Origin of the sequence: Paralimibaculum aggregatum (assembly GCF_030270585.1) — a bacterium.
In the GTDB taxonomy this organism is placed as follows: domain Bacteria; phylum Pseudomonadota; class Alphaproteobacteria; order Rhodobacterales; family Rhodobacteraceae; genus Thermohalobaculum; species Thermohalobaculum aggregatum.
Map to the genome: position 1 here is coordinate 13,052 of NZ_BSYI01000034.1, position 21,565 is coordinate 34,616.

The 21,565-nt window shown below is 71.2% G+C and carries 20 protein-coding genes; 6 read left to right on the top strand and 14 right to left on the bottom strand.

Annotated features, from left to right (window positions below):
* Nucleotides 1-3: 3 nt before the first annotated feature.
* Genes QSJ97_RS17685 through QSJ97_RS17730 form a run of 10 tightly spaced genes read right to left on the bottom strand, consistent with a single transcriptional unit; the run spans nt 4 to nt 7,742 of the window.
* Nucleotides 4-1,722 (bottom strand): Na(+)/H(+) antiporter subunit D, encoded by a 1,719-nt coding sequence (locus tag QSJ97_RS17685; protein ID WP_285673364.1) that lies wholly within the window; start codon nt 1,720-1,722, stop codon nt 4-6.
* Entirely contained in the window at nt 1,712-2,002 is a 291-nt protein-coding gene (locus QSJ97_RS17690; RefSeq protein WP_285673365.1) for a hypothetical protein, read from the bottom strand. The genes QSJ97_RS17685 and QSJ97_RS17690 overlap by 11 nt, the downstream gene beginning before the upstream one ends.
* Nucleotides 1,999-3,537, bottom strand: coding sequence for a proton-conducting transporter transmembrane domain-containing protein (locus QSJ97_RS17695; RefSeq protein WP_434220930.1), 1,539 nt, complete (start codon nt 3,535-3,537; stop codon nt 1,999-2,001). Before QSJ97_RS17695 ends, QSJ97_RS17690 begins: the two co-directional genes overlap by 4 nt.
* Nucleotides 3,518-5,119, bottom strand: a complete 1,602-nt coding sequence (locus tag QSJ97_RS17700) for a monovalent cation/H+ antiporter subunit D family protein (protein WP_285673367.1) — start codon at nt 5,117-5,119, stop codon at nt 3,518-3,520. The genes QSJ97_RS17695 and QSJ97_RS17700 overlap by 20 nt, the downstream gene beginning before the upstream one ends.
* Entirely contained in the window at nt 5,116-5,493 is a 378-nt protein-coding gene (locus QSJ97_RS17705; RefSeq protein WP_285673369.1) for a cation:proton antiporter subunit C, read from the bottom strand. Before QSJ97_RS17705 ends, QSJ97_RS17700 begins: the two co-directional genes overlap by 4 nt.
* A complete protein-coding gene (locus QSJ97_RS17710; RefSeq protein ID WP_285673372.1) occupies nt 5,493-5,912 on the bottom strand; it encodes a Na(+)/H(+) antiporter subunit B in 420 nt (139 codons plus the stop codon). Before QSJ97_RS17710 ends, QSJ97_RS17705 begins: the two co-directional genes overlap by 1 nt.
* 3 nt (nt 5,913-5,915) lie before the next feature.
* Nucleotides 5,916-6,479: a DUF4040 domain-containing protein gene (locus tag QSJ97_RS17715; RefSeq protein WP_285673374.1), complete on the bottom strand. Its 564-nt coding sequence runs from the start codon at nt 6,477-6,479 to the stop codon at nt 5,916-5,918.
* 5 nt (nt 6,480-6,484) lie between these two features.
* Complete coding sequence (gene mnhG, locus QSJ97_RS17720) at nt 6,485-6,979, bottom strand: monovalent cation/H(+) antiporter subunit G (protein ID WP_285673375.1); 495 nt, start codon at nt 6,977-6,979, stop codon at nt 6,485-6,487.
* The gene (locus tag QSJ97_RS17725; RefSeq protein WP_285673376.1) at nt 6,979-7,263 is read right to left on the bottom strand and encodes an MrpF/PhaF family protein; all 285 of its coding nucleotides are present in this window, start codon (nt 7,261-7,263) and stop codon (nt 6,979-6,981) included. Before QSJ97_RS17725 ends, mnhG begins: the two co-directional genes overlap by 1 nt.
* Nucleotides 7,263-7,742 carry a Na+/H+ antiporter subunit E gene (locus tag QSJ97_RS17730; RefSeq protein ID WP_285673378.1) on the bottom strand — a complete coding sequence of 160 codons (480 nt, stop codon included), beginning with the start codon at nt 7,740-7,742 and terminating at the stop codon, nt 7,263-7,265. The genes QSJ97_RS17725 and QSJ97_RS17730 overlap by 1 nt, the downstream gene beginning before the upstream one ends.
* 217 nt (nt 7,743-7,959) lie before the next feature.
* On the opposite strand from QSJ97_RS17730, the gene QSJ97_RS17735 reads away from it, so the two are divergent.
* The 6 genes from QSJ97_RS17735 (at nt 7,960) to QSJ97_RS17760 (ending at nt 13,553) form a co-directional block, all read left to right on the top strand.
* Entirely contained in the window at nt 7,960-8,592 is a 633-nt protein-coding gene (locus QSJ97_RS17735) for a uracil-DNA glycosylase family protein (protein ID WP_285673380.1), read from the top strand.
* The gene (locus tag QSJ97_RS17740; RefSeq protein WP_285673382.1) at nt 8,559-9,563 is read left to right on the top strand and encodes an alpha/beta fold hydrolase; all 1,005 of its coding nucleotides are present in this window, start codon (nt 8,559-8,561) and stop codon (nt 9,561-9,563) included. The genes QSJ97_RS17735 and QSJ97_RS17740 overlap by 34 nt, the downstream gene beginning before the upstream one ends.
* A 17-nt stretch (nt 9,564-9,580) precedes the next feature.
* Complete coding sequence (locus tag QSJ97_RS17745; RefSeq protein WP_285673383.1) at nt 9,581-10,153, top strand: hypothetical protein; 573 nt, start codon at nt 9,581-9,583, stop codon at nt 10,151-10,153.
* A complete protein-coding gene (locus QSJ97_RS17750) occupies nt 10,150-11,007 on the top strand; it encodes an ankyrin repeat domain-containing protein (protein WP_285673384.1) in 858 nt (285 codons plus the stop codon). The genes QSJ97_RS17745 and QSJ97_RS17750 overlap by 4 nt, the downstream gene beginning before the upstream one ends.
* An 89-nt stretch (nt 11,008-11,096) precedes the next feature.
* On the top strand, nt 11,097-11,618 hold the full coding sequence (locus tag QSJ97_RS17755) for an SRPBCC family protein (RefSeq protein ID WP_285673386.1): 522 nt from the start codon (nt 11,097-11,099) through the stop codon (nt 11,616-11,618).
* Between the two features lie 723 nt (nt 11,619-12,341).
* Complete coding sequence (locus QSJ97_RS17760) at nt 12,342-13,553, top strand: argininosuccinate synthase (RefSeq protein WP_285673387.1); 1,212 nt, start codon at nt 12,342-12,344, stop codon at nt 13,551-13,553.
* An 18-nt stretch (nt 13,554-13,571) separates the two neighbouring features.
* Here QSJ97_RS17760 and QSJ97_RS17765 read toward each other — a convergent pair whose 3' ends face one another.
* From QSJ97_RS17765 to QSJ97_RS17780, 4 genes are all read right to left on the bottom strand, one after another.
* Nucleotides 13,572-14,744: a glycosyltransferase gene (locus QSJ97_RS17765; RefSeq protein ID WP_285673388.1), complete on the bottom strand. Its 1,173-nt coding sequence runs from the start codon at nt 14,742-14,744 to the stop codon at nt 13,572-13,574.
* Nucleotides 14,741-16,288, bottom strand: a complete 1,548-nt coding sequence (locus QSJ97_RS17770) for a lipopolysaccharide biosynthesis protein (protein WP_285673390.1) — start codon at nt 16,286-16,288, stop codon at nt 14,741-14,743. Before QSJ97_RS17770 ends, QSJ97_RS17765 begins: the two co-directional genes overlap by 4 nt.
* A gap of 74 nt (nt 16,289-16,362) precedes the next feature.
* Nucleotides 16,363-18,978, bottom strand: a complete 2,616-nt coding sequence (locus QSJ97_RS17775) for a right-handed parallel beta-helix repeat-containing protein (RefSeq protein WP_285673391.1) — start codon at nt 18,976-18,978, stop codon at nt 16,363-16,365.
* A gap of 232 nt (nt 18,979-19,210) precedes the next feature.
* Complete coding sequence (locus QSJ97_RS17780) at nt 19,211-21,481, bottom strand: glycosyltransferase (protein WP_285673392.1); 2,271 nt, start codon at nt 21,479-21,481, stop codon at nt 19,211-19,213.
* Nucleotides 21,482-21,565 lie beyond the last annotated feature (84 nt).

Consider the following 21,565-nt stretch of genomic DNA (forward strand, 5'->3'; position numbering starts at 1 on the left):
GCGTCAGATGAAGGCGAAGAGCATGAAGACGCCGAGCAGAAGCGTCATCCAGAGCGCCATATAGCCCGAGGGCCTGGTCCGCGCCAGCGCACTCTCCGGCCCGTGGGCCTTGTAGAGATTGGCCACGAAGCGCTGCACGCCCCGGATCGCGCCCTGCTGGAGCGCGGCGCTGGCGCCCCGCCAGGCGGCCTCGAGCCGGCCGAGCACCCAGCCGCCGCCCTTGCGCCAGATCCAGTCGCTGTCGAGGTTGGTGGACCGCAGCTCCGGCGGATAGAGCCCGGTGCGCATCAGCACGGTGAAGGCCAGCGCCGAGAAGATCAGCAGCTGCAGCTGGGTGATCACGTGCTCGAGCGAATAGGCGTGATAGCTCACGTCATAGGGCAGGATCGCGTAGAGCGGCCCGGGGAACACGCCGATGCCGATGCAGAGCGTCGCCGCGATGGCCATGGCGATCAGCATGTTCGTCGGCGCTTCCTTCGGCCGCATGCCGCTGTCATGGGCGAAGAAGGCGAAGAACGGGATCTTGATGCCGGAATGGTGGAACACGCCTGCCGAGGCGAACAGCAGCACCAGCCAGGTGACGAAATACCCCTCCTTCATCGCCGCCGAGATGATCAGCGACTTCGACACGAAGCCGGAGAACAGCGGGAAGGCCGAGATCGAGGCGGCGCCGATGGCGCAGAAGGTCGCCGTCCAGGGCATGGTGCGGTAGAGGCCGCCGAGCTCCGAGCCCTTCACGGTGCCGGTGCGCAGCAGCACCGCGCCCATGCTCATGAATAGCAGCGCCTTGTAGAGGATGTGGCAGAAGGCATGCGCCGCGGCGCCCGAGACCGCAAGCTCGGTGCCGATGCCGATACCCACCACCATGAAGCCGAGCTGGTTGTTCAGCGAATAGGCCAGCACCCGGCGCAGGTCGTTCTCGATCACCGCGTAGAAGATCGGGAAGGCGGTCATCACCGCGCCGATCGGCACGAGGATCTCGGTGCCGGCGAAGCCGCGCGCCAGCGCATAGACCGCGAGCTTGGTGGTGAAGGCCGAGAGCATCACCGTGCCGGTGACGGTGGCCTGGGGATAGGCGTCCTGCAGCCAGTTGTGCATCAGCGGGAAGGCACACTTGATGCCGAAGGAGAGGAAGATCAGCAGCCCCGCCGTGGTCTCGACATCGAAGCTGTCGAAGGCGAGGGAGCCGGTCTGGCCGTAATGCACCATGGTGCCGGCGAGCAGCAGCACGCCGGAGCCGACCTGCACGATGAGATAGCGCTGTCCGGCGGCCATCGCCTCCGGGGTGCGGGTCGCCCAGATCAGGAAAACCGAGGCGATCGCCGTACCCTCCCAGAACAGGAAGAGCGAGACCAGATCGCCCGAGAACACGGCGCCGACCGCGCTGCCGGCATAGATCATGCCGGCGGTGTGCTCCATCCAGCCCTTCACATGATACTGGTAGATCATGCTGAGCAGCGTCGCGATCAGGAAGATGGTGCCGAAGATGAAGCTCAGCCGGTCCACCCGCAGCGTCACCAGCTCGATGTCGAAGACCGACACGACGCCCATCAGCCCGTGGTCGAGGCTCATCAGCTGGAAGAAGGCGAGCACCGGCAGCAGCAGCAGGTAGGGGCCGCGCGCCTGCTCCTTCAGGAACGGCACGGCGAGCGCGCCGATGATCAGGATGAGCCCCGGCGAGAGCCCGCCGAGCGCCCCCGTGGGCACCATCTCAGCGGTCATAATAGTCCTCCGAACGCATCACCAGCTTGCGCAGCTCCTTCGCCGCCAGCACCAGGAAGACGCAGCCGACGAAGCCGTAGATGCCGTAGAAGCCCCACCAGTGCTCGATCGCGAACGGCCCGTGCTTGTGGATCAGCGGATCGACCAGCAGCAGCGCCGCGCTGACGGCGTAGAGCGCATAGCAGATCCGGTCGACGTTCTTCCTGTCGTCGATCCAGGTGGGGCGCTCGTCCGGCGCCTTGCGCGGGATCTCTGCGGGCTCGGGCGTCCGGTCGGTCATTGGATGGCTCCTTGCGCAAGATCGGCCGGTGCCTGGGCCGCCGCGGCGGGGGCGGCGCCCTCGGTGATCGGCAGCAGCAGCGCCTCGAGCTCGTTCACGCCGAAGAACAGCACGACGCAGAGCCCGGCGGTGACGCAGATCGCGATCAGGCAGGGCAGCGGCGCCTCGGCGACGGCGATCGGTTCGCCGGGCTTCGCGTCCTTCGGCGGCATGAAGAAGCCGCGCGAGGCGATCGGCACCAGATAGGCGACGTTGAGCAGCGAGGAGATCATCAGCACCGCGACGACCCAGAGATTGTCGCTGTCCACCGCGCCGACGCCGATCCACCACTTGCTCCAGACCCCGATCAGCGGCGGCAGGCCGATGATCGAGAGCGTGCCGACCAGGAAGGCGGTCATGGTGACGGGCATGCGCCGACCGATGCCGTCGAGCTCGCTCACCTTGGTCAGATGCGCCGCGGTGTAGATGCAGCCGGCACCGAAGAAGAGCGTGATCTTGGAGACCGCATGCGCCGCGATGTGCATGGCGGCGCCGAGGATCGCCAGCGGGCTCGCCACCGCCGCCGCCATCACCACATAGGAGAGCTGGCTGACCGTGGAGAAGGCGAGCCGCTTCTTCAGGTTGTCATGCATCAGCGCGATCAGCGAGGCCATGATCACCGTGAAGCCGGCGACATAGGCGATCGGCTGCGAGGCGCCGGTCTCCGTCAGCAGGTCGAGCCCGAAGACATAGACCGTGACCTTGATGACGCAGAACACGCCCGCCTTGACGACCGCCACCGCATGCAGCAGCGCGGAGACCGGCGTCGGCGCCACCATCGCGGCCGGCAGCCAGAAATGCACCGGCATCACCGCCGCCTTGCCGATGCCGAAGATGTAGAGCGCATAGAGCAGCGTCAGCATCCCGGCCGAGAGCCCCGCCCCGGCAAGCAGCCCGCCCTGGATGAAGTCCGCCGAGCCGGCGGCGACATAGGTCCAGATGATCGCCGGCAGCAGCAGCACCATCGAGGTCGCCATCAGCAGCACGAGATAGACCCGCGCATTGGTCCGGGCGTCCTCGTTGGCCTTGTGCGCGACCAGCGGATAGGTAGAGACCGTCAGGATCTCGTAGAACAGGAACAGCGTGAACAGGTTGGCCGAGAAGGCGACGCCGATGGCGGCGGCGATCGCCACCGCGAAGCAGATGTAGAACGGGGTCTGCCGCGGCTCGTTGTTCCCGCGCATGTAGCCGATGGAGTAGATCGAGTTCACGATCCAGAGCGTCGAGGCGACGCTGGCGAAGAGCATGCCGAGCGGCTCGACGGCAAGCGCCAGCGCCACCCCGTCGACCACCTCGAAGCCGTAGGCCTCGGGGCGCTCGCCGTCCAGCACGCGCAGCAGCAGGGTCATCACCGTGAGGAACAGCGCGCCCGCCGCGACAAGGGTCACGCCCTCGCGGATGTTCGGCCAGCGGCCGGCGAGGGGGATGCCGAAGGCGGCGGCCGCGGGAATCCCGAGGCTCATCCAGAGGAGGGTCTCACTCTCCAAGGCTGACACCCCCCTGAGTTTCTGCGACCGGCATCGCGCCGCCCGTGTAGCCGTTGAGCAGCACCTCGGCCGCCTGGGCCGGCACGCCGGCGGAGATATCGGTCTGGAACCCGAAATAGAGCACGGCGAGGGCCAGCGCCCAGGTCACCGCGAGCATCTCCGGCGCCGGCGCCCTCGGCGACGCGGCCGCGCCGCGGGCCTCGCGGAACCAGGCCAGCTCGACCACCCGCCCGACATAGAACACCGCGATCAGCGAGGCGATCACGATCGCCGCCACCAGCCACCAGTAGCCGACCTCGGCCGCGCCCTGGATCAGATACCACTTCGAGACGAAGCCCGCGGTTCCCGGCACCCCGATCAGCCCGAGCCCGGCCACCACGAAGGCGCCCATGGTGAGCGGCATGGTGCGGCCGAGCCCGGCCATCTGGTCGATCTTGGTGATGCCGGTGGAATAGACCACGCAGCCGACCGCGAGGAAGAGGCAGCCCTTGATGATCGCGTGGTTGAAGAGATGGCTGAGCCCGCCGGTCAGCCCGGCCTCGTTGAGCAGCGCCACGCCGACCATGATGTAGCCGATCTGCGCCACCGAGGAATAGGCCAGCATCCGCTTGACGTTGGACTGGAACACCGCGACCAGCGAGGGGGCGATCATCGCGATCGAGGCGAGCAGCAGCACGAAGGCGGTGTCGTAGGCCATCGTCTCGCTGATATCGACGCCATAGACCGAGTAGACGAAGCGCACGAGGATGTAGACCGCGACCTTGGTCGCCGTCGAGGCGATCAGCGCGGTCGCGACGGAGGGCGCGAAGGCATAGGCGTTGGGCAGCCAGAGATGCAGCGGGAACAGCGCGAGCTTGAGCCCGATGCCGACCGAAATGAAGGCCAGCGCCGCCAGCGCGCCGCGGCTGTCCTGCACCGGGTCGAGCTTCACCGCCAGGTCGACGAGGTTGAGCGTGCCGGTGAGCGCGAAGGCCAGCCCGATGCCGAGCACGTAGAAGGTCGCGCCGATGGTGCCGATCACCAGGTACTGGTAGGCCGCGACGAGGGCCCGCCGGTCCTTGCCCATGGCGATCAGCGCATACATCGCCAGCGAGCTGATCTCCATGAAGACGAAGATGTTGAAGGCATCGCCGGTGATCGCCATGCCCTGCAGCCCGCAGAAGCAGATCAGCAGCATGGCATAGTACCAGCTGTGCAGGCGCGCCGGGATCTCGCTCGCCGTGGCGCGCGGGGCATAGATGGTGACCATCGCCATCATGATCGAGACCAGCACCAGCAGGAAGGCATTGGCCTCGTCGATGCGGTACTCGATGCCGACCGGCGGCTCCCAGCCGCCCATCTCGTAGGAGATCGGCCCGTAGGCCAGCACCTCGTGCAGGATGGCGAAGGAGATCACGGGGCTCAGCAGCGCCACGACCAGCATCACCGCATAGGCGAGCCAGCCGGGGCGCAGCAGGGCCGCGAGCACGGCGCCCAGCATCGGCAGCGCCACCTGCAGCCCCGGGAGCTGCTCGATGAGTCCGAGCGCCGGACCTGCGGGCACCGCCGCGGCACCGCCGGCCGCGGCCGAAATGGCTTGAATCAGGCTCATTCGGCTGCGTCTTCCCGGTCGACGAGGTCGATCACCTCGTCCTCTTCGATCGAGCCATAGGCTTCGTTGATGCGCACGATCAGCGCGAGGCCCATGGCCAGCGTGGCAACCCCGACGACGATGGCGGTGAGGATCAGCACATGCGGCAGCGGGTTGGAATAGGTCTTGATCGCCTTGTCGAGGATCGGCGGCGTGCCGCCCAGAACCTTGCCCGGCGAGAGATAGAGCAGGTAGACCGAGGTCTGGAACAGCGCCATGCCGATCAGCGTCTTGATCATGTTGGACTTGGCCACCACGATGTAGAGCCCGCCGACCATCAGGAAGATCACCGCCCAGTAGTTGTAGTGCTCGACGATTGCGGAGATCAGCTCCATCACGGACGCCCCCTCAGCGCAAAGGCGTAGAAGATCGCCAGCATGGCCCCGGCCACCGTCACCAGCACGCCGACCTCGACGATGAAGACGCCCCAGTACTGCCCCGCGACCGGGTCGGCGAGCAGCGGGTCATAATCGAGGAACGGCCGACCGAGCAGCATCGAGACGATGCCGGTGCCGGCATAGATGCCGACGCCCAGCGGCACCATGAACTCCACCGCCGCGCGCGGCATCACCCGGAGCGCCGCCGAGATGCCGAAGACGATGGCATAGAGGATCACCGCCGCGGCGATGATCACGCCGGCCTGGAAGCCGCCGCCCGGGCTGTAGTGCCCGTGGAACTGCACGTAGATCGCGAACAGCATGATGAACGGGATCATCAGCTTCGCGGCGATGCGGAGAATGACGTCGAGACGCATCGCTCAGCCCTCCCCGTTCTCGCCGCCGCCGACCCCGTCGGCCTCGCCCTGGGTCTCGCCCTTGCCGCGGCCGCGGTTCAGCAGCATCATCACGCCGATTGCGGCGGTGAACACCACGGTGACCTCGCCGAGCGTATCGAAGCCGCGATAGGAGGCCAGCACCGCCGTCACCACGTTGGGGATATGCGTCTCCTCATAGGAGCGCGCGATGTATTCCGAGCCGACGCCGGTGTTGACCGGCGAGGTGGCGCTGCCGAAATCCGGCAGGCCCCAGGTGCCCCAGACCAGGATCACCGCGGTGCCGCCGGCCACCAGCAGCGGCACCAGCGACGAGAAGCGCGCCGGCGCCTCCTCGGATTTCGTGAGATAGAGCGCGCCGAGCAGCAGCACGGTGGAGATGCCCGCGCCGACGGCCGCCTCGGTCAGCGCCACGTCCACCGCGTCGAGCACCAGCATGACCGAGGCCATCAGGAAGCTGTAGGCGGAGAACAGCACCACCACGGCGAAGAGGTTCTTCAGCCGGATGATGCCCACGGTGATCGCCGCGATCAGCGTCAGCAGCACCATGTTGATCAGGAGTTCGATGGCCGGTCCTCCCCTTGCTGCGCCGTGTCGTCGTCGTTCCCGTCGCCTTCGCCGCCCTCGGGCGCGGTCACGCTCTCCGAGGTCAGCGGCGACTCGATGCGCTGCTCGAGATCGGGGAAGCTGGCGGCGAGATCGGTCGGCACCAGCCGGCCCTCCTCGTCGGCGAGCAGCGGCTCCTCGCCGTCATGCAGCGCCGCGCGGGCCAGCGCATGGGTGGCGATCGGCGCGGTGAGGAACAGCAGCGCGAAGATCACAACCAGCTTGAAGCCGATCAGCGTCGGCCCGGCCTGCACCAGCATGCCGACAAACATCAGCCCGAGCCCCAGCGTGTCGGAGACCGAGGTCGCGTGCATCCGCGTGAAGACGTCCGGCATCCGGTTGAGCCCGATCGCCCCGATCAGATAGAAGCCGGCCCCGGCGATCAGCAGCACGCCGCTGACGAGATCGCGCACCAGTCCCGCGGCATCCCCGAGAAACTCCATCAGTTCGGGTCCTTCTCGGGATCCTGCTCATGGCCGAGCGCGCCGTAGCGGAAGAACTTCAGCACTGCGAGCATGGCGATCACGTTGAGCAGGGCGTAGGTGATGCCGATGTCGAGGAATTCCGGCCGGTCGGTCAGGAAGCCGAACAGCGCCAGCAGCAGGATCGCCGAGGTGCCGATGGCATTGGCCGCCAGCAGCCGGTCGAAGGCGGTCGGGCCGATCAGGCAGCGCGCCACCGCCAGCGCCATGGCCGCCAGCACGCCGAGGATTGCCGCGGTGAACATCAGCGCCCCTCCATCTTCGCGACGCGGGCGTTCATCTCGTCATCGGCGAAGCCGGCCGCGTTCTCCTTGGTGATCGCATGCACCCAGATCCGCTTCACCCGCTCGCCGACCTCGACCGAGATCGTGCCCGGGGTCAGCGTGATCGAGTTGGCATAGGTGACGAGGCCCACGGAGGATTTCTGCTTCGCATCGACCCGCACAACGGTGGGCGAGATCGGCAGCTTGGGATCGAGGATGATCCGCGCGACATTGATCGCGGAGAGCACGATCTGCCAGATCAGCCAGGGCCAGTAGAGCAGGGCGCGCGGCAGCATCTCGGCCGGGAAGCCCTCGCCGTCGGTCACCTGCTTGGCGCGGGCGAAGGCCACCACGAACATCGCCGAGGCGGCGCCGGAGGCGACCAGCCAGAGCTTGTAATTGCCGGAGAGCAGGAGCCAGAAGGCGAACAGGACGAGGGCAATCAGCACCATGCGTATCATCTGCGCGCTCCCCTCCGGCCGGTTCGTACCAGTTTGTTTAACACGGTCGATCTGCCGCGCAAGATGCGATTGGCCACCGATCTGGTTTTTGGTATACCAAAAAACCGAGCGGTGAATATCATTCGTCTTCAGTTGGGACTGGAAATTCCGGGCGGTCAACCGGCAGCCTCGGATGCGCGCCCGGAGCGCCTCCGAATCGAAGAGCCAAGCCCCGAGAATGCCTGAGACAGCCCCGCCGCAGCACCTCCCCGCACCGCCCGATCTCGCGCGCCTCCGCGCCGAGCTCGCCGGCTGCCGGCATTGCGCGGCCCGCTTCGCCGCAACCGCCACCGCCCATGCACCGCGGCCGGTGATGCAGGGCCTGCCCTCGGCGCGGCTCCTCGTCGCAGGCCAGGCGCCGGGCAAGCGGGTGCATGCCTCCGGCCTGCCCTTCGACGACCCCTCCGGCGACCGGCTGCGCGGCTGGATGGGGGTGGACCGGGAAACCTTCTATGATCCGGCGCGGATCGCCATCCTGCCCATGGCCTTCTGCTTTCCGGGCTATGACGCGAAGGGCGCCGACCTGCCGCCGCCGAAGGACTGTGCGGCGCTCTGGCGGGCGCGGCTGCTCGGCGCCTTTCCGGCGGTCGATCTCGTGCTCTGCATCGGGCAATATGCGCAGGCTTGGCATCTCGGCCGGGCGCGGCGGCAGAGCCTGACGGAGACCGTGCGGAACTGGCGCGAGCATCTGCCGGGAGCGCTGCCGCTGCCGCATCCGAGCTGGCGCAATTCCGGCTGGCTCAGGCGCAACCCGTGGTTCGAGGAGGAGGTGGTGCCATGGCTACGAACGGCCGTCGCGGCGCGGCTCTGATCCGCTGGCGCCTGCTCGGGGCGCTCGCCGCCCTGCTCCTCGCGGGGTGCTCTGCCGGCGGGCCGATGCCCCCCGTTGCCGGCGTGGCGGAGGCGCTCCCCGATCCGGCTACGCTCGTGCCGCTGGCGCCCGAGACGGTGCGGCCGGCGGAGGCGCGGCAGCCCCGCGCGGTGGTGCTCGCGGTACACGGCTTCGGCGACCATGGCGCCAGCACCTTCGGCGATACCGCGGCGGACTGGGCAGCCGCCGGCATCCTCACCTATGCGCCGGACCGGCGGGGCTTCGGGCACAGCCCCTCCTTCGGCCGCTGGGCCGGGGCGGACCGGCTGGTCGCCGATCTGCGCGCCGAGATCGGCATCCTGCGCGCGCGCCATCCCTGCCTGCCGCTGGTGGTGGTCGGGCACTCGATGGGCGGCGGGCTGGCACTGGCCGCGGCTCCCGGTGCGCCGATCGACGGGCTAGTGCTGGCGGCTCCGGCGATCTGGGGCGGCGATGCGCTCAATCCGCTGCACCGCGCCGCCGCCTGGGTCGCCGCCCTCCTGGTGCCCGAGCAGCGCTTCACCGGCGAGGGGGTGGTGCGCATCCAGCCCTCCGACAACATCGAGATGCTGCGCGCGCTGGCCCGCGATCCGCTGCATCACGGCCCGCCCTCGGCGCGGGAACTGCTCGGCCTGGTGCGCGTCACCGACCGGGCGGCGGCGGCGGCGGGCGAGGTCACCGCGCCGGCGCTGCTGCTGCTCGGCGAGAAGGACGAGATCGTGCCGGAGCGCGCCACCGCCCGCGTCTTCGCCCGGCTCGCCGGCCCGCGCGAGACGATCCGCTATCCCGAGGGCTGGCATATGCTGTTCCGCGACCTGCAGGCCGCGCGGGTGCGGGCCGATGTCGCCGCCTGGGTGCTGGCCCGGGCGCGCCCCGCGGCCTGCACCGCCCTCCGGGTCGCCAAGGCCCGCCCGGACACCGCTCTCCCCTGACACCGCAGGAGACACCCATGCGCTTCGCTTTCACCGTCGCCCTCGCCCTGCTCGCCGCCCTGCCCGCGCCGGCGCAGCACAGCCGCATCCCCGCCGAGATCGCCGGAGAGGGCTGGGACAGCCTGGCCCACCGCCTCGCCGCGGTGGAGCAGGCGGTGCCGCTGGTGCGCAGCACGCGCGAGATCGGGGTCACCTGGGGCGGGGCACCGCACATGGCCGAGAGCGATCTGCGCGTCACGCTGCTGGTGCTCGATCTCGGCCCCGCCACCGACGTCTCCGAGCGGCAGTCGCTGCATCTCGCGATGTTCAACGTGATCGCCGAGTTCGGCACCGCCTGGTCGCTGACGCCGGTCGCCGATGTCTGGGCGTTCCACGGCGCGCGGCGGCTCGAGGCGGGGATCTACGAGATCGACGCGGAGGTGCTGGATTTCTCCACCGAGGCCTGCGTCTTCCACCGTGCGGCGATCCGGGTCGATGCCCGCGAGCTCTCGGCGGTGGTGCGCCGTGCGCGCGGCCTCGGCGAGTTCGACAGCCGCCGGTTCCGCCATCCGGTGGCGATCGAGACCCGGCTGCTCGGCTGCATCCGATGAGCGGGCAGGGCGGCACGCTGCGCCCGCGGGCGCCGGACGCGGCGGAGGCGGTGCGGCTGATGGATGCGGGCGCGGTGGCGGCGCTGGCCGAGCGGCTCGCGGCGCAGCCCGGGCTCGTGGCGCGGCGGTTGGAGCTGGACGGGCCGGATCCCGGCGCCTATTTCCGGGCCCCGCGGCTGCTCTGGTTCGTCGCCGAGAACCCTGTCCGCACCGGGGCGATGCCCCGGAATGCGGTGGCGGTCGCGCAGACGGTGATCGCGGCGGCGCGGGCCGAGGGCGCGCCGGATCTGGGCGCGGATCTCGACACCACGCTCGGCCTCGTCGCCTCGGGCCGCATCGCGCGGGAGGAGGGGCAGCAGGCCGCGCTGATCGCCGCGCTGGTGGCGGAAGGCGCCCAGCCGGACCATGCGATGCGCGCAGCGCTGGCCCATCGCGAGCGGGCGGCGGCGGAGGCGCTGCTGGCCGCCGGCGCGGCGCTCACCCTCCCTGCCGCCGCCGGGCTCGGCCGGACCGAGGCGATCCCGGCGCTGGCCGAGGCGGCCGGAGAGGCGGCGCTGCACGAGGCGCTGTCCCTCGCGGCCTGCAACGGCGCGGCCGCGGCGGTGACGGCGCTGCTCGCCCGCGGGGCGGACCCCGACCGCTACAACCCCGAGGGCGTGCACGCCCATTCCGCGCCGCTCCACCAGGCGGTAAGCATCGGGGCCGCGGGGACGGTGGCGGCGCTGCTGGCCGGCGGCGCCGATCCGTATCTGCCGGACCGGGTCCATGGCGGCGATGCCTGGGCCTGGGCGCAGCACTGCGGCCATCCCGAGATCCTGGCGCTGCTGCCCCCGCGCAGGCATCCCGGCGGCTGATCCGGGGCCCGGCGCTTCCGGCCCCGGGCAATTCGCGCTATCCTTCCGGCGCTGCCCCCGCCCCGCAATGCGCCCTGGAGGGCCCCCGGATGCTCCGCAAGATCCTGATCGGCATCGTCGTCCTCGTCCTCGCGCTGGTCGGCGGGAGCTATCTGCTGCCGCGCCATGTCGAGGTCGCCCGCAGCGTGGTGATCGACCGCCCGGCGGCCGAGATCTACCCCCATCTCGCCGATCTCGAGGCGTTCCACCAATGGTCGCCCTGGTCGATGCGCGACGCCGCGATGGCGGTCGAGATCACCGGCGGCCCGGGAGAGGGCCAGCGCATGTCCTGGAGCTCGGAGGAGATGGGCGCCGGCAGCCAGACCATCACCGAGGCGGTGCCCTACCGGCATGTCGTCACGGCGCTCGACTTCGGCGATATGGGCACGGCCACCGCCAGCTTCGCGCTGACCCAGGAGAACGGCAGCAGCACCCGCGTCACCTGGCGCTTCGAGACCGATACCGGCATGGACCCGGTGGCCCGCTGGATGGGGCTGATGATGGACGACTGGGTCGGCGCCGACTACGAGGCGGGCCTGGCCAACCTGAAGGCGCGGGTCGAGGGCAGCTGAGCCCCGATATTTCCCCTGCCTGTTCGCTGGTCCTACGCTCCGGAAAGACTTTCTACGAGGCATCCGTACTCAGGGGCCTGGCGCTGCATCGTTCCCGCAAGACGGCCCACGCGACCGCCCCTTGCCTCGGCGCAGGGATCGCCCCGGCGGCCACCGTCCTGCTGCCGGCCAACGGAGATGGGGGCGGCGATTTGTCCGGCTGCCTCGAGGAGCTCGACACCATCTGGGCAATCCGCGACCTTATGGCGGCCAGGCACGGCGGCGACCCAGAGGCGCAGGTCACGCCGAAACTCGCCGCCGCCGGACTTCCCGATGGCGCAACGGTCACCGATGGCAAGCTCCTCGGCTGTGGCATCGAAATCGGTGCCGACATTGGTGTGTACGTCATCCCTGCGGAGGCGAGCGGCGGGCGCGAGCTTACCGACATTGAGGTCGATTCCGGGGTCGCCCCCTTCGATCGGGGATTCGCTCCGACCTGTCGGCCCGCATCTGCGCGAGCCGGGCGGCGGCGGGAGCGCCTTCTCCGTGACCTCGAAGCGCAGGGGCGCCACGGCCGGACCGCGCCTCGGGGCGACCCTCCGGGAGACCCTGCGGCCGGCCAGCCTGCCGCCGCTGCCTCCGGCCCCGCGTCGCCAGCGCCGGGACCCGGCGCCGCGCGCACCGCTTGCAGCACCCCGGCAAACTCCCTATTAGCGCCCCAAACCGCGCCTCAAGGGGGATGCCATGTCCGCGCCGAAGAAAGTCGTCCTCGCCTATTCCGGCGGCCTCGACACCTCGATCATCCTGAAATGGCTGATGGTGGAGAAGGGCTGCGAGGTGGTCACCTTCACCGCCGATCTCGGCCAGGGGGAGGAGCTCGAGCCCGCCCGCGCCAAGGCCGAGCAGATGGGCGCCGCGGCGATCTATGTCGAGGACCTGCGCGAGGAGTTCGTGCGCGACTTCTGCATGCCGATGTTTCGCGCCAACGCGGTCTACGAGGGGCAGTACCTCCTCGGCACCTCGATCGCCCGGCCGCTGATCTCCAAGCGCCTCGTCGAGATCGCCCGCGCCGAGGGCGCCGACGCGATCGCCCACGGCGCCACCGGCAAGGGCAACGACCAGGTGCGCTTCGAGCTCGCCGCCTATGCGCTGGAGCCTGACATCAAGGTGGTGGCGCCCTGGCGCGACTGGGACCTGACCTCGCGCACCCGGCTGATCGAATGGGCCATGGAGCACCAGGTGCAGGTGCCGAAGGACAAGCACGGCGAGGCGCCCTTCTCGGTCGACGCGAACCTGCTGCACACCTCCTCCGAGGGCAAGGTGCTCGAGGACCCGGCCGAGCCGGCGCCGGACTATGTCTACCAGCGCACGGTGAACCCCGAGGACGCGCCCGACACGCCGGAGATCGTCGAGATCGGCTTTGCCAAGGGCGACCCGGTGAGCCTGAACGGCGAGGCGCTCTCGCCCGCCGAGATGCTCACCCGGCTCAACGAACTCGGCGGCAGGCACGGCATCGGCCGGCTCGATCTCGTCGAGGGCCGCTATGTCGGCATGAAGTCGCGCGGGATCTACGAGACCCCGGGCGGCACGATCTGGCTCGCCGCCCATCGCGGCATCGAATCGATCTGCCTCGACCGCGGCGCCGCGCATCTCAAGGACGAGCTGATGCCGCGCTATGCCGAGCTGATCTACAACGGCTACTGGTTCAGCCCGGAGCGCGAGATGCTGCAGGCGCTGATCGACCGCAGCCAGGAGCGGGTGAACGGCACGGTGCGGATGAAGCTCTACAAGGGCTCGGCCAGCTGCATCGGCCGCTGGTCGGAGGACAGCCTCTATTCCGAGGCGCATGTGACCTTCGAGGAGGATGCCGGCGCCTATGACCAGAAGGACGCCGAGGGCTTCATCAAGCTGAACGCGCTGCGCCTGCGCCTGCTCGCCAAGCGCAACGCCCGCTGAGGGCGGGTTCCCCGGCGCTCAGCCGGGGCGCCGCGGGATCGCCGCGGCGAGCACCGCCTCGAGCTCGGCCACCATCAGCGCGGTGTCGAAGCGCCGCGCCACCGCGCGGGCGCGGGCGCCCATGCGGCGGCGCAGCGCCTCGTCCGCCGCCAGCCGGGCCAGCGCCGCCGCCTGCCCCGCGACATCGTCCGGGGCGAAGAGAAACCCGTTCTCCCCCTCGAAGACCTGGTCCGGGATGCCGCCGAGCCGGCTCGCGACGATCGGCAGCCCGCGGGCGCCGGCCTCGGTGATGGCGACGCCGAACCCCTCGACCCAGCCGCCTGCCGGGCGGGAATGCAGGGTGAAGACATGCGCCTCGCCGAGCGCCTCTGCCACCGCCTCCGGCGCCAGCCAGCCCGCCAGCCGCACGCGCCCGGCCAGCGGCCCGGCGGCGCTGCGCGCGGCGATCTCGGCCCTCAGCGCACCGTCGCCGATATAGGTGAGCGCGATCTCCTGGCCCTCCCGCGCCAGCCGCTCCGCCGCCGCCAGCGTCTCGAGAACGCCCTTCTCGGGCGAGAGCCGGCCGACATTGACGATGCGCAGCGGCGCACCGGGGCAGCGCTCCGGCACCGGCGGCTCCACCAGCCCGGCCAGCGGCGTGCCGCAGGGGATCACGCTCCGCCCCGCCGGCAGGCCGAGCGGCGCCAGCGCCTCGAGCTGGTGCCGCCCCACCGCCACCAGATGCGCGGCCCGGTTGAGGTGCCGGCGGAGCGCGCCGCGATTGCCCGGCCAGGCGAGATAGGCAGAGGCGTCGCGGCCATGGACATGCAGGACCACCGGCAGCGCATCGCCCACGGCCTCCATCAGCGGGATGTAGTTCCAGGCGAAATGGCAGAGCACGCCGTCCAGCCCTGCGCCGAGCAGCGTCTCGCGCAGCGCGGCGCGGGCGCGGCTTCCGGGGCGCAGCGCCTCGGGCCGGCCGAGCCGCCCCAGCGCCCGGCGCCAGGTGGTGGCCGGAGGGCGCGGATCGCCGCCGAAGAGATGCGTCTCGAACTCCGCCGCCGCACCGCCGCCCAGCGCCTCGCCGTCGCGCCGCCAGCCGAAGAGCACCGGCTCGAAGCGCCGCAGCCCGCGGGCCTGGCGCAGGATCCAGACCTCCGAGGGCCGGTCGAGCTCGGTGGTCACGATGCCGAGCCGCGGGCGGCCGCTCATGCCGGGCCTCCCGCGCGCCGCCGCGCCAGCCGCTCGCGCAGCGCCCCAAGCTGGCGCAGCGCCCGCGTACGCATCCGCCGATGCGCCGGGTCGATCGCCGGCCAGAGCGCCAGCATCGCCGCCTGCGCCGCGCCGATTGCTGCGGCGTCGAGACCGAGCCGGAGCGCCGCTCCCGGCAGCCCGGCCCAGGGTGCCGCCAGCGCCAGCGCCGCCCCCACCGCGAAGCCGCCGAGCGCATAGGGCCCGGTCATCCGCAGCACCGCGAGCCAGCTCACCGGCGTGCCGCGGCAGGCGACGAAAAGCCCCGGCCCGACCAGCGCCAGCATCACCACCGAGAAGGTAAGCGCCACCGTCTCGATGCCGTGGGGCACCGCCAGCGCGAAGGCGCCGAGCATTGCCGGCGCGGTGCCGAGCAGTGTCCAGAGCAGCATCCGGCGGGTGCGGCCGAGCGAGAGATAGATCCAGCCGAGACAGTCCGCCAGCGCCGTCGCGAAGACCCCGCCGGCGAGCCAGGTCATCACGGTGGCGGCGCGCTCCCAGCCCGGACCGTAGACGATGGCGACGATCTCCGGCGCCGCCGCAACCAGGAGGGCGCCGACCCCGGCGGTGGCCACCGCGAGCAGGCCGGCTGCGTCGAGCAGCAGCGCGCGCCATTCCTCGGGCCGGTCCTGCAGGCGGCTGAGCGCCGGGATCAGCGCCGAGCTCACCGGCCCGCGCAGCGCCTGCACGGGCAGCATCATCAGGTTGTAGGCGCGGGTGTAGAAGCCGAGCGGCCCGGCCCCCCAGAACCAGCCGATGAGCATGTTGTCGCCGTTGCGCTGGAAGTGGTTCAGCAGGTTGAAACCGGTGTAGTTGAGACCGAAGCGGATCGCCTCGCGCGCCGGCCGCAGATCCCGCACCAGGCTCGGGCGCCAGTCGGTCGCCCGCCAGAGCAGCGCGCTGGCCAGCGCCGCGGTGGCCAGCGGCTGCACCGCCAGCGCCCAGTAGCCGGCACCGGCGCCCCAGGCCAGGAGCACCGCGAGCAGGCTCCCGCCGAACTGGCCGAGGAGGTCGGCCCGCTGCAGCGCGACCCAGCGCATTCCCCGCATCAGCAGCGCCCGGTGCTGCGCGCCGAGGGCGTTGAACACCGCCGCCGTGGCCACCACGAGGGCGAGCGGCCCGACCTCCGGCGCGCCGTAGAGCCGCACCAGCAGGGGCGCCAGCGCCGCCGTCGCCAGCACCACCGCGCCGGCCATGGCGAGGTTGAGAAGGAAAAGCCCGCTGACCATCTTCTGGTCGATCTCGGGGCGCTGGACCGTGGCCTGCGCGAGGCCGAGATCGGTGAACAGCAGCACCATGCCCGTCAGCGTGAGCGCCATGGCATAGAGGCCGAAATCCTCCGGCAGCAGCAGCCGCGCGAGGCAGGCGGTCGCGCCCATCTGGATCGTCAGGCGCAGCGCCTGCGCGGCGAGGGCGATCCCGGCTCCCTGCGCCGCGCGCCGGCCGATCGACTGGCTCGCATCCGCCGCGGCGAGTGCGCGGGCATTGCGCTCGGCGCGGGTCATCGCTGCGGGCTCGGGCGTGGGATCACGGTCATGGCCGTCCGTCTAGACCGGCAGGGCCCGGCGCGCCATCCCCCTCAGGCGAGCAGCTCGGGATGCCAGGCGCCGGCCAGCCCCTCGGGCCCGAAGGCGGCGAAGTCGAGCAGATCGCCGGCATCGGCGCCGGCCCCGGCCAGCGCATCGAGGGCGGCCTCCGCCGCAGCCGCGCTGTCCTCCGGCCAGGGGGCGGCGGCGAGGAGGGCGTCGGCCAGCGCCTCCGCCGACGCCTCGCCATGCCGCTCGAGGAACTCGATGCTGTCGGCGAAGCGGTCGGCGAGCCCGTCCGGCGCGACATGGCCCGCGGACAGCGCCGCCTCCCAGAAGGCGGCCCCGGCCGCATCCGCAGCCCGCCCGAAGGCGGTGAGGTAGAGCCGGTCGACCACCGAGGCGAGCTCGGTCTCGGCGGCGGGCAGGGGCGGCACCTCGCCGGCGAAACCGGTGCCGCCGTCGAGGCCGCCGCTGTCGCTGCCCGTATCGTTGCCCGAATCGTTGCCGGCATCGGCGTCCGCGTCCGGGGCGCCATCGGGGCCAGGCGCGCCGGCGCTGCCGGTCTCCGTCGGCCCCGGCGCCGCGAGCCCGCCCTGGCGCTGGCCGATCGCATCGGCATCCAGCGGGATCGCGGAGATCTCGAGATAGTCGAGCGCGCCGTCGAACTGCGCCGTGCTGGCCGCCGCGCCGAGCTGCAGGTCGTAATACGAGGCCGGCGGCGTCGCGCCGGCAAAGCTCCCCACGCCCACCGAGACGCCGTCGACGAATATCTCGAGCCGGCCGGCGAAGGCGTCGAACACCACCGCGAGGTCGTGCCAGTTGCCGTCGAGCAGGTTGGCGCCGACACTCCGCAGCGCATGGCTGCCCTGGGTAGTCGAGAAGCTCACCGAGACCTCGCCATCCCCCTCGATGGTGAAGAAGCGGTCGCCATGCATCCGGAAGAAGACGCCGGCATCGGCCGGGGTGCCGGTGGCGGCACGCAGGCCGAACATCATCGTGCCCTGGAGCTGGTCGAGAAGCTGCGGCGTCGCGCCCCGGGCGATATGCGGCGAGACCGCGTCGCCGAGCACCACCGCAAGGCCGCCATCGCGCCCCTCGGTGAGGGTCTCCGCCCCGGAGAGCTCGAGCGTCTCGGCGAAGGGCGAGCGGTCCACCGGCCCCTCGGCGCCGATCTCGAGATGCAGGAGGCTGGTCTCCGGCACCTCGACGAAGCTGGTGCCGACATCCATGCTGCCATCGGCATGGTGCACCTCGAGGCGCACGATATAGCCGCCGGGCTCGGCATAGACATGCGTCGCCGCGATGCCGCTGGCCTTGCTGCCGTCGCCGAAATCCCAGAGGAACTCGGCCTCGGCGGCATCCACCAGCCCTTCCGCATCGGCGGTGAGCCCGCCGTCGAAGGTGAAGCTGCCGTGCCGGCCGGGCACCTCGCGCACCATGGCGAGCGCGGTCAGGCTCTCGGGGGTCGCCTCGAACCGCGTGCGGCTGGCGCCGACCCCCATGCTCTCGATCACCCCGCCGGGCAGCGCCTGCCAGTCCGCCAGATCGGAATAATGCGCCGCGCGTGCGTTGACGAAGAGCTCGTCGTAGAAGTTCTGGTGGTTGGGCGAGACGTCCTGCACGATCAGGTTGTTGTCGACATACCATTCGTCGCCCTCGCCGATGCGGATGTTGCTGGCGATGTTGTTGACGATCACCACGTCCAGCGAGGGTTTCTCGACATTGATCGAGGGCGGGCCATAGGAGCCGGTGGCGTTGTGCAGCAGGGTGTTGTTGCGCACCGTGACCCCCATTGCCTCGCCCACGGTGATGCCGTGGGTGTGGCCGCTGCGGACCACGTTCTCCTCGATCAGGACGTTGCGATAGGCCATCTGCTCGAAGGGCAGGGTGCCGGTATCGACCATCTCGTTGCGCATGAAGATCGACTGCACGCCGTCTGCGGTGTTGCCGCTGTCGAACAGGTTGCCGCGGATCGTGATGTTCTCGGAGGGCCGGGTCTGCGTCGCGGTCCAGAACTGGATGAAGTCGACATGGTCGCCGGTCTCGGTGGCCTGCATGAAATCGTGGAAATAGTTGTCCTCGATCAGGATGTCGGTGGCCTGCGGCACCACGATGCCGTCCGAGCGCATCTCGGTGATCTCATTGCCGCGGATCGCGATGTCGGCGACGTCCTGGACCATGATGCCGCGGAAGAACTGCCGGAACAGGTTGTCCTCGAGCGTGATCCCGCCGGCATCGCGCACCACGAGGCCGTAGCCCATCGGGAAGCCGCCGCCCTCGGGGATGCTGTCGCCGGGGCGCATGTCGCCGTCGAACACCGAGTTGCGGATGGTGATGCCCTGCGCGCCCTCGCCGATGGTGAAGGGCTTCCACTCCTCGCCCCGGTCCTCGACATCGAAGTCGAAGAGAAGGCCGTCGAGCGTGATGTTGGCCACGCCGTCGAGTTCGAGCCAGGTGAACTCAGCCGGGTCCGCCGGGTCCGCCGAGGCGATCTCGACCGGGTGGTCGTAGATCGCGAAGGTGTCGCCATGGCGGGCGCGCAGCATCAGATCGTATTCGCCGGGCGCGACGAGAATGCGCATCGGGCCGGCGGCGGCGGTCTGCAGCGCGGCACGAAGCTCGGCGCTGCTGGCGACGGTGACAGTCTCGATGGCCGTATCGGTCATGGTGTCGGTTCCCGTGGGAGCTGTGGTTGACGCCACAACTAACCCGGGCCCGTGAGCTTGGGGTTTACCCTCACGGTCAAGGAAGTCTTGCGTTGCCGGAACCGCGCCCGCCGGGGCGGCGAGCATCAGGGCGAGCGCGAAAGTCCGGGCGATGACGGCTGCGCTGGCGGGTCTCATCGGTGCCTCCTCGTGCCGGTGGCGGTGGCTGCAGCGGAAGCCGCGGCCCGCGGCGTCAGCGGCCGGGGCCGAACAGCAGCGCGCCATACTCTGCCGCAGCGCGCTCGACAGTGAAATCCCTCGCGCGGGCGCGCGCATCCGGCCCGCCACCGCGCAGCGTCTCGATCAGGGCCGCGGCGAGCGCCGGCGCGTCGTCGAGCGGCACGATGCGGCCCCAGCGGCCATCCTCCAGCACCTCGCGCGCCGAGGGCGGCCAGTCGGTGCTGACGATCGGCAGGCCCGCCGCCATCGCCTCCGGCAGCACGTTGGCCAACCCCTCGAAATGCGAGCTCATGGCGAAGGCATCGGCGCGCAGCATCCAGCTCGCCGGGTCATCGACGAAGCCCGGCATGTGCAGATGCCCGGCGATGCCGAGGCGCGCTGCCTGCGCCTCGAGCGCCGCCCGCTCCGGCCCCTCGCCGAGGATGGTCAGCTCCGCCGCCGGGATCTCCCGGCGCAGGGCCGCGAAGGCCTCGAGCATCAGCGGGTAGTTCTTCTGCCGCGCGAGGCGGCCGACCGCGAGGATCATCGGCGGCGCACCCGGCACGCGGGCAGGCCGCGGCGGGAACTTCGCGAAATCCACCACCGGGTTGTATATCGGCACGATCTTCGGCCGGAGCTTCGGGATCACCGTGCCGAGCTCGGTGCCGACGCCGTGCGAGACCGTCGCCACATGCGCGGGCAGATGCGCCGTGGCGCGCAGCATCTGGCGAAAGATCGGTGCCGCCACCGGCCCCATCGCCGCGATCACCGGCTGCGGCAGGTTCTGCGCCGACCAGACCAGCCGCGGCCGGTGCCGTGCCAGCATGACGCCGAGCGCCGCGGCAAGGTTCGTGTGCAGCATCAGCGAGAGCAGCGCCTTCGGCCGCGCCCGGTCGAGATAGCGCGCGATCGGCCGCGGCGCCGCGCGGGCCCGTCCGCAGCCGAGATCGACCAGCGGCACGCCCTCGGGCCGGCGCTGCCGCAGCGCGCCGGTGTCGGAGAACACCACGAGTTCGATCCGCCGGCCCTCCGCCTGCCAGGCGGCGGCAAGGTTGAGCGCCGCGCGCTCGGCGCCGCCGCCAGCAAAGTCGGGGATCAGGATCGCCGCGTCGGGGCTGTCCTCGCGCCGGCGGGCGAGCGCCGGGGCGGCGGGCGCGGCCGGCGCCGCTCCGAACAGCACCTCGGCATAGGCATCGCAGGCGCGGTCGACGGTGAAATCCTCCGCCCGCCGGCGCGCATCCGGCCCGCCATCGCGCAGCGTCTCGGCCAGCGCCGCGGCCAGCGCCGGGGCATCGTCGAGCGGCACGATGCGGCCCCAGCGACCGTCCTCCAGCACCTCCCGCGCCGAGGGCGGCCAGTCGGTGCTGACGATCGGCAGCCCCACCGCCATCGCCTCCGGCACCACGTTGGCCAGCCCCTCGAAGCGCGAGCTCATCGCCAGCACATCGGCGCGGGCCATCCACTCCGCCGTATCCGGCACGAAGCCGGGCATCGAGAGATCCCCGGCGATGCCGAGCCCTGCCGCCTGCGCCTCGAGCGCCGCGCGGTCCGGGCCCTCGCCGAGGATCACCAGTTTCGCCGGCATCTCCCGGCGCAGCAGCGCGAAGGCCTCGAGCAGCAGCGGGTAGTTCTTCTGCGGCGCCAGCCGCCCCACCGCCAGCACCATGGGCGGTGTGCCCGGCGCGCGCGGTCGGCGCGGCAGCACCTTGGCCGGATCGATGACCGGGTTGAAGATCGGCACGATCTTCGGCGCCAGCGCCGGCACCAGCTCGGCCAGCGCCGCCCCCACCCCCTCGGAGACCGTCACGACCCGGTCGGGCATGCCGGCGAAGCCGCGCAGCAGGCGCCGGAAGATCGCCCCGCGCAGCGGCCCCATCTCGGCGATCACCTCCTGCGGCAGGTTGCGCGCCGACCAGACGAACCGCGGCCGGTGGCGCGCCAGGCGCAGCCCGATGGAGGCGGCGACGCAGGTGTGGATCATCAGGGCCAGCAGCACCCGCGGCCGGGCGCGGTCGACATAGCCGGCGATGGCGCGCGGGGCCGAGCGGGCGCGGGTGCAGCCGAGCTCGACGATGACGACATCCTCCGGCACGTCCCCCACCAGCGGCCCGCGCCGGGAGAACACCACGAGCTCCACCCGCCGTCCCTCGGCGGCGAAGTTGCGGGCCAGGGTGATCGCCGCGCGCTCGGCGCCGCCGCCGGCGAAATCCGGCAGCAGGATCGCGAGGTCCGGCCCGTCGGCAGCCCCGGCGGCGGGCGCGATGGCAGCGGGCGCTGCAGCGTCGGAGGGATGGGCGTCGGGCAAGGCGGCAGTCTCCGGAGAACCTGTCCGGCCTCTCTAGAGGATGTGCCGCAGATGCGAAAGGCTCCGACGGGGGCTCCGGCGTTG